Raw genomic sequence first — 6,648 nt, 5'->3', positions numbered from 1 at the left:
AGATAGGGGGTCAGGAGCGGGGGGACCTTCGCCGGGGAGTCCTCAGAGTTCTCTAGTGTGTCGGCAGGATTGCGCTATGACAAGTCCGGAGCAGTCAGATCCGAAATTCGACCCTGATCAGCCGCCATCTGCCCAGGTCCAACCGCCGTTGGAGGAGCAGGTTACGCAGCGTTTAGCAACAGAGCCAGGCAGGTCGACCTCAGCCTCAGAGGTTCCTACGCTGAAACTGACAGCCCCTAAGAAACGCCGCCCGCTGGGACGCGTGCTGCTGGTGGCGCTGCTGCTCGTGGTGCTTTTGCTTGGAGGAGGCATCGCCTATGGTTACTACTATGTACAGACGACAATTCAGGAACCGCTTTCCCACTTCGTCCATCCTGTAAGTCGCAGCAGCGAGGAGCCAAATAGCGCACCGCCTACGAGCGGTACGGATATTACCGGCCATGCCTGGAATATCCTGCTATTAGGGAGCGATAACGATGGCAAGTATACGTTTCCCGCTGTCCTTACTCAAGTCATGATGATCGTGCATATTGATCCACAGCAGAATCAAGTCTTCCTGGTTTCTATCCCGCGCGATTCGTGGGTCTACATTCCCCAGGTGGGAGGCATGCATAAGATCGATCAGGCTTTTTTCTTGGGAGCCATTCAGCACAATAGCTTTGACGATGGGGTGCGCTTGGCACGCTTAACGATCGAGAAGGATTACGGCATTACGATCGATCGCTATGCCTGGGTAGGCCTGGATGGCTTTGCTAAGGTGATTGACACTCTGGGCGGCGTCGATATCGACATTGCTCACCCAATCGTGGATGATACCTATCCCGATGATGTAGGAGCCGGCGCCACTGATCCCTACGGCTATCGGCGTCTCTACCTGCCGGCAGGGCCTCAGCACCTGACGGGTGAACAGGCTTTGGAGTATGTCCGCTCACGTCATGCTGACCTTGTCGGTGATATCGGACGCACACAACGTCAGCAGCAGGTACTGGAAGCGCTCAAAAAGAAGCTGGACGTGACTAATGTGATTGAGCATCTTTCGGCGATCATCTCCGATCTGCAGGGCAAGGTCTATACTGACATCAGTGAGGAAGAGATGATCGGCTTTGCTAATTATGGCCGGACGTTGCCGTCTAGCGCTATTCATCAGGTCACGCTCGGCCCCGGACCCGGTAACCAAAACTATGGGACCCTGAGCACCGTCTATGATCCCTCTACCGCTTCTGAGCAATCGGTAGTCTTGCCCGATTGCACGAATATTCAGCCGCTGATCAACCGTATTTTCGCGCTTGGCGACGTGGATAGCTGTCACGTTTCCGGCCCCTGAGCCGATCAGGGCAGACGGTAACAGACAAGTCGCTTAGTGCCCTGCGCGAGCGCTGCCCGCTGTCCTATGGCTTGCCTGTCTTCGCCCGCGACCCGGCGGAATGGCGCTCGCTTTTTGCCGCCTGCGATGTGCTACAATAGGCTTCAGAGAAACTCTCTGCGATAAGGAGCCTTCGTGATTGAGCAGCAAGCCGCACCCGCCCGCGGCGCTTCATCGAGTCCAGTCCGCTATTTACAGTTTGAGCACCTGATTCAGTTTCCAACGCTTGTACACGCTATCTTTACCCGGCATGGCGGCTATAGCCAGCCCCCTTGTGCTGGCCTGAATGTTTCCTTCAAGGAAGACAGGCCGGAAGCGGCTGCCGCCAATCGCTGGTTGGCACTGCAGGCCCTTGGTCTGGAGACCTGGCCCTGCGCGACGGTCTGGCAGATCCACAGTGCTGAGGTGGCCCTTTTTGCAAGCGAGCAGTGGGAGGACTGGTCGTCGGACTGGCCCTACCGTGCTCTGCAGGTGGCTGGTCATGAAGTGATTTGGACGCCCCGCCCCCGTCGTAGGGCGGACGCGATTATGACCGCAGAGCGCAAGGTGGTGCTGGCGCTCTCCTTCGCCGACTGTCTGCCGTTGCTCTTCTATGACCCGCAGCGGCAGGTGATTGCCCTGGCGCACGCTGGTTGGCGCGGTACGGCCCGCGGCATTGCGCTGACGACCGTCGAGGCCCTGCGGCGCCAGTTTGGCTGTGCTCCCGAGGAGTTGCTGGTCGGCATTGGGCCAGGCATCGGTGTCTGCTGCTATGCAGTGGATGAGCCGGTGCGCGAGCTTTTCTACGGACGGCGCGACTTCACAGAGTTGCCAGTCCGTCCAGATCTGCGTAACCTGGTGGCTGAGTCCGCCGTATTCTCTCTGGTACCTCCCTCAGGGGAGAGGCCTGCAGCTTCCTCTGAGCCTCAGCTCCATCTGGATCTGTGGGAGACGAACCGTCGACAGCTTTTGCTGGCAGGGGTGAAGGCTGAGCATATTGCGCTTGCTGGTCTCTGCACAGCCTGCCACCAGCAGGACTTTTTTTCATACCGCGCTGAGCAGGGGCGTACGGGCCGTTTCCCGGTGCTGATGGCTCTGCGCCCGGAAGAGGCCTAAGAGCCGGAGGCAGTCATCTGGCAGGCAGTAGACAAGTAGCGATAGACAGTCGGTAGCTGGCCTGGCCCCGTCCGGTCGGTCTGGCTGGCGACCGTCGCCGTGGCACGGGGCAGCCTGGACGAGAGGGCAGGAGGGTTGATCATGGCAGAGCCGTTGTATGCCTATGATGTGGAAGAGCAGCTACAGGAACGGTTAGCGGCCAATCTGGCACACGTGCGTCATAGGATCGCGGAGGCTGCGGCGCGCGTGGGTCGCCAGCCAGAGGAGATCACGCTGGTGGCTGTCTCGAAGACGTTCCCAGTTGAATTTGTGAAGGTAGCCTACAATCTTGGCGTGACTGACTTCGGCGAGAACCGGGTACAGGAGGCGCTCCCCAAAATTGCCGCTTTCCACCCGTCGGGGCTGCGCTGGCACATGGTTGGTCGCCTGCAGAGCAATAAGGCTAAAAAGGTGGCCGAGGCTTTCGACTGGATAGAAAGCCTCGAGAGCTGGCACAGTGCCCAGGCGCTCAGTCGTCATGCCGGTGCGTTGGGACGGCGTTTGCCCGTCTTGCTAGAGGTCAATGTGGCCGGTGAGGCCAGCAAGGGCGGAGTCAGTCCCGAGGCATTGCCTGACTTCGCGCGCCAGGTGGCTGCGCTTCCTCAGCTAGAGGTCCAGGGCTTGATGACTGTAGCTCCTTTGGTGAGCAATGCCGAGGAGGTACGTCCCGTCTTCCGTACTTTGCGTGAGCTGCTCGAACGCCTGCGTTCGCTGCTGCCACAGTGTCCCTGGCAACATCTTTCTATGGGTATGACCGATGATTATTGGGTCGCGATCGAGGAAGGCGCGACGATCGTGCGCCTTGGGCGAGCGATCTTCGGTGAGCGTTCGCGACAATAAAGGATAGAGCGAGCCATGAAACCAGGTGATTTTCTTTTCAGTCGCCGCATGCGGCAAAATCATGCGCTGGAGCATGCTACAGTCACTATTTTGAGCCAGATGGTCCCCGATCTGCGTGTCTCCGCCCGGGCCACAACCGACGGCTTTCTGATGTTTGGCAGTGATATCGATCTCGCAGTCCTGCGTCGCGCCGTTGATGAGGCCCTCCAGCGCTTGCAGTCCGGGGAGGCCGAGCTAGCGATTCATCCGAATTGCGGCACTAATCTGGCCGTGGGCATCTCACTGGTGACCATTGGAACCATGCTCGGTTTCGCCTCCTCGCGGACACGCACGCGCGTCACTTCAACGGTTCTGGCTTCTGTGGCCGGGCTGCTGGCTGCTCGCCCTTTGGGTGAGCTGGTCCAGAAGTATGTGACGACGTTGCCCGATCTGCGTGGGGTGCGCGTGACTGACATCCGGCGACGTAAGCTGCTTGGCTTCCAAGTCATTGAGGTTCGTACTGCGCAGGAGTGATGCCTATGTTCGGTCTGCCGATCCCGATCCTCCATTGGATTGTCCGCTATGGCATCGGTCTGGTGATCCTCACTCTGGTCATACGGGCAATCGCTTCGTGGTTTGGCATTGACGAGCGTTATAGCCTCATGCGCTTTCTCGCCAGCTATAGCGAACCGTTTGTTAAGCCTGTTCGTAATCTCGTGCCACCGGTGATGTTTATCAACTTCTCTTTGACAACGGCGATTTTCATTCTCTACACCCTGATGGTGCTTCTGCTTCAGGCACTGCCCTCAACATGGTAATGATCACCGCCCTGAGCGGAGACAGGGACGCCCGCAGGAAGGACGATGCTTAAGGTTCAGGTGCACGTGACGCCTGGTAGTCGCCGCGAAGCTCTGGAGAGCTTGACTCTGGAGGAGTTGCAGCGCCGCTTGCTGCGGGGCGAGTGAACAGGCTGGCAGGCTGCGGTTCTTAGCCGTATCGCGGGCAGCGAAGTGGTGAGTAGCATGCTTGAGGCTCCCCAGCTCAGCCGTTGGGGTAGGCTTGGCTGGTGGTGAGAAACGCTGCAGGGTCGCGTTTCTCACCACTGGACAAGGGGAGAGATGAGGACGCCGAGGCCGGGCGCAAGGCGTCTAGTTCTCAAGGCCACGCAAAAGCAGGTCGCCCTCTTCGGGGGAGAGCCGCCCCTCAGCAACCATGCGCAGGATAGCGGCGCGGGCTTCAGCACTCTCGCTGCTGCGCTCATGAGACCAGCCCCCGCGGGCCAGATCGATACGCCAGCCGCGCCGTCGCTTCAGCTCGCGAGCCATCTCAGCAGCTTCACGCCCTAACTCGCGGCCCAGACGCCCTAGCTCCTCACCAACAGAGGCAAATTCCCGTCCCAATTGCCGACCCAACTGATCCCAGGCGGGTCCCCAGTCCCAGGACCAGGAGGGACTTCTCAGTTCCCAGGTGGCTGGCGCACCCGCTCCCCGCAAACTGAGGTCGCCCCCGACCTGCAGCTCCATTGTAGCTGCCCCATCGCCATAGGTGAGACTAACGGCCCCCCCATCAGGGACGGGCACGTTGGCGCCGCTAATCGAACCTGAGACAACTGCCTCTATCTTGAGGTTGGCCTGCTCGGGTAGGATAATCCGCGCATCCCCACCCACGCGCAGGCGCGTATGGCTGCCCGGAGGAAATGCTCCAGCCAGGGAGAGATCGCCGCCAATGGCACCAGCTTCGACGGCCCCGCTCACCTCGCTCAGATCAAGATCGCCTCCTACATGGCCGAGGCGGATCAGACCAGCGAGCGCGACCCCACTCACATCGCCGCCTACGTTGCCCAGTCTCACATCGCTAGCTATGGTCTGTAAACGGACGTCGCCGCCCACATTACCAGCATGCAGGCGTCGCGCCTGTACGACCTGCAGATCACCGCCCACGGTACCTAGCAAGAGGTCTGCTTCGGCGCATCCCTCCAAGCGGCAATCGCCGCCCACGCTGCCACACTCACAGCGCCGCTGTATCTGATTGACCTCGACATCGCCGCCAATGTAGTCGATGTCGACTTCTTCTAGCTCGCTTAGACGAGCATTCTCCCCGATGCCCCGTCGTACCCGCAGTGACTTCAGACGCCGCGCTTGCAAGTCAGCACCACAGGCCATAATCTCGACCGGCTCTTGAATGGCTTCAAGAGCCAGATTCCCCTCGCAGTCGCTGAGACGCGCACCCCCATTGATGTCGCTGAGGATCACGTCGCGCGCTTTCTCAATGCTCACATGACCGCTCAGACGCCGTACATAGAGATCCGTTATGGCCCGCGGTCCTCCAAAGAGGCGGCTCCCCAGGGGAATATACAGGCTCAGATCGCCTACTCCACCCTGTATCTTCAGCCGGTCCTGCTCCTGGCTGATCTCCGGCAGCTCGCCAGCGGCTTCCACCGCTATGCTGCTCTCCTCCCAAGCCCTGACCTCAAGGCTCCCAGCGAGATCCTCAATGATGAGCCGCGGATGCCGACCAACCGAGAACAATTGTCTTTGTTGTACCATACCTCCGTCATCCTTTCTTTGCTTCTCTTGTCTACTGGCGCTAACACGAGCCGCCCGCTAACAGTCCTCCCGCTGATGGTCAGCTTCATGAGTCCAGGGCCGCCGGCATAGCCTTGCAGAGATCGACCTTCATGGACTAGGGCTGCTGAGGCTCTCATGTTGCGTCGCCATAATTCACCAGCAAGATGACTATCTGCTCTCTTTCTCTTAAGAGATTACCACACTAACTGGAGAAATTCAACATGTTCATGGGGAATAATATCAATTCCTTAAAATTTCTTAGCCCCGCGAGGTCGCCACGCAGGCGGTAACTGGGGAGGCGCGCAGCAAGCGCGACCTCCCTGCTCTCTGGCTGCTCCCTGGCCACGGGTCTCAGCGACTAGCCATCAGGGTCAGGGTAAGCCTGAACGGCGAGAGGCAAAGGAGGTCGCGCTACGCCGACGGATTTGGGGCTGGACTGCTTAGAGCCGCTGACCGCTACTTGAAGAACTTGCCCTCAATGGAGGCAATTTTGATGTGTCCCTGGGCATCCACGTTGAGGATGACCACCGCCTTATCAACGGGGTCACCGTTGCTGGCAAAGGAGATCTGGCCACTGATGCCCTGGATGGCCCTGCTACCGCTGATGGTGGTCAAGGCCTGGCGCAGCTTGTCGCCCGTCAGGGCTTGCTGATTGCCGCCTGAAGCCAGCGCCCGTCGGCAGCCCTCTAGCAGCGTTTCAGTGGCGTCATAGGCCAGGATGGTATTGAAGTCAGCCCGCGTATAGCCATAGCCACTGTGCTGACC

General features: G+C 59.5%; 6 protein-coding genes and 1 pseudogene. 5 read left to right on the top strand and 2 right to left on the bottom strand.

What is annotated here, in order from left to right:
- Positions 1-76: 76 nt before the first annotated feature.
- From IRZ24_RS15130 to IRZ24_RS15110, 5 genes are all read left to right on the top strand, one after another.
- A complete protein-coding gene (locus IRZ24_RS15130) occupies positions 77-1,324 on the top strand; it encodes an LCP family protein (protein ID WP_297165697.1) in 1,248 nt (415 codons plus the stop codon).
- 174 nt (positions 1,325-1,498) lie between these two features.
- On the top strand, positions 1,499-2,458 hold the full coding sequence (gene pgeF, locus IRZ24_RS15125) for a peptidoglycan editing factor PgeF (protein WP_297165695.1): 960 nt from the start codon (positions 1,499-1,501) through the stop codon (positions 2,456-2,458).
- A 141-nt stretch (positions 2,459-2,599) separates the two neighbouring features.
- Entirely contained in the window at positions 2,600-3,337 is a 738-nt protein-coding gene (locus tag IRZ24_RS15120) for a YggS family pyridoxal phosphate-dependent enzyme (RefSeq protein WP_297165693.1), read from the top strand.
- 15 nt (positions 3,338-3,352) lie between these two features.
- Positions 3,353-3,850 carry a DUF6391 domain-containing protein gene (locus IRZ24_RS15115; RefSeq protein WP_297165691.1) on the top strand — a complete coding sequence of 166 codons (498 nt, stop codon included), beginning with the start codon at positions 3,353-3,355 and terminating at the stop codon, positions 3,848-3,850.
- A 5-nt stretch (positions 3,851-3,855) separates the two neighbouring features.
- The gene (locus IRZ24_RS15110; protein ID WP_297165689.1) at positions 3,856-4,134 is read left to right on the top strand and encodes a YggT family protein; all 279 of its coding nucleotides are present in this window, start codon (positions 3,856-3,858) and stop codon (positions 4,132-4,134) included.
- A 330-nt stretch (positions 4,135-4,464) separates the two neighbouring features.
- Here the strand turns inward: IRZ24_RS15110 and IRZ24_RS15105 are convergent, their stop codons facing one another.
- Together IRZ24_RS15105 and IRZ24_RS15100 are read right to left on the bottom strand one after the other, a co-directional pair.
- Positions 4,465-5,862, bottom strand: a complete 1,398-nt coding sequence (locus IRZ24_RS15105; RefSeq protein WP_297165687.1) for a hypothetical protein — start codon at positions 5,860-5,862, stop codon at positions 4,465-4,467.
- Between the two features lie 477 nt (positions 5,863-6,339).
- Positions 6,340-6,648: pseudogene (locus IRZ24_RS15100) on the bottom strand (hypothetical protein); the annotation flags it as partial.

This window comes from Thermogemmatispora sp. (assembly GCF_019683755.1).
In the GTDB taxonomy this organism is placed as follows: Bacteria; Chloroflexota; Ktedonobacteria; order Ktedonobacterales; family Ktedonobacteraceae; genus Thermogemmatispora.
This window is presented reverse-complemented; position numbering and strand designations above follow the sequence as displayed.

Bases quoted from the DNA above. Each gene is read 5' to 3' on its own strand.
- IRZ24_RS15130 (WP_297165697.1), top strand. From the start codon at position 77: ATGACAAGTCCGGAGCAGTCAGATCCGAAATTCGACCCTGATCAGCCG.
- IRZ24_RS15120 (WP_297165693.1), top strand. From the start codon at position 2,600: ATGGCAGAGCCGTTGTATGCCTATGATGTGGAAGAGCAGCTACAGGAA.
- IRZ24_RS15115 (WP_297165691.1), top strand. From the start codon at position 3,353: ATGAAACCAGGTGATTTTCTTTTCAGTCGCCGCATGCGGCAAAATCAT.
- IRZ24_RS15110 (WP_297165689.1), top strand. From the start codon at position 3,856: ATGTTCGGTCTGCCGATCCCGATCCTCCATTGGATTGTCCGCTATGGC.
- IRZ24_RS15105 (WP_297165687.1), bottom strand. From the start codon at position 5,862: ATGGTACAACAAAGACAATTGTTCTCGGTTGGTCGGCATCCGCGGCTC.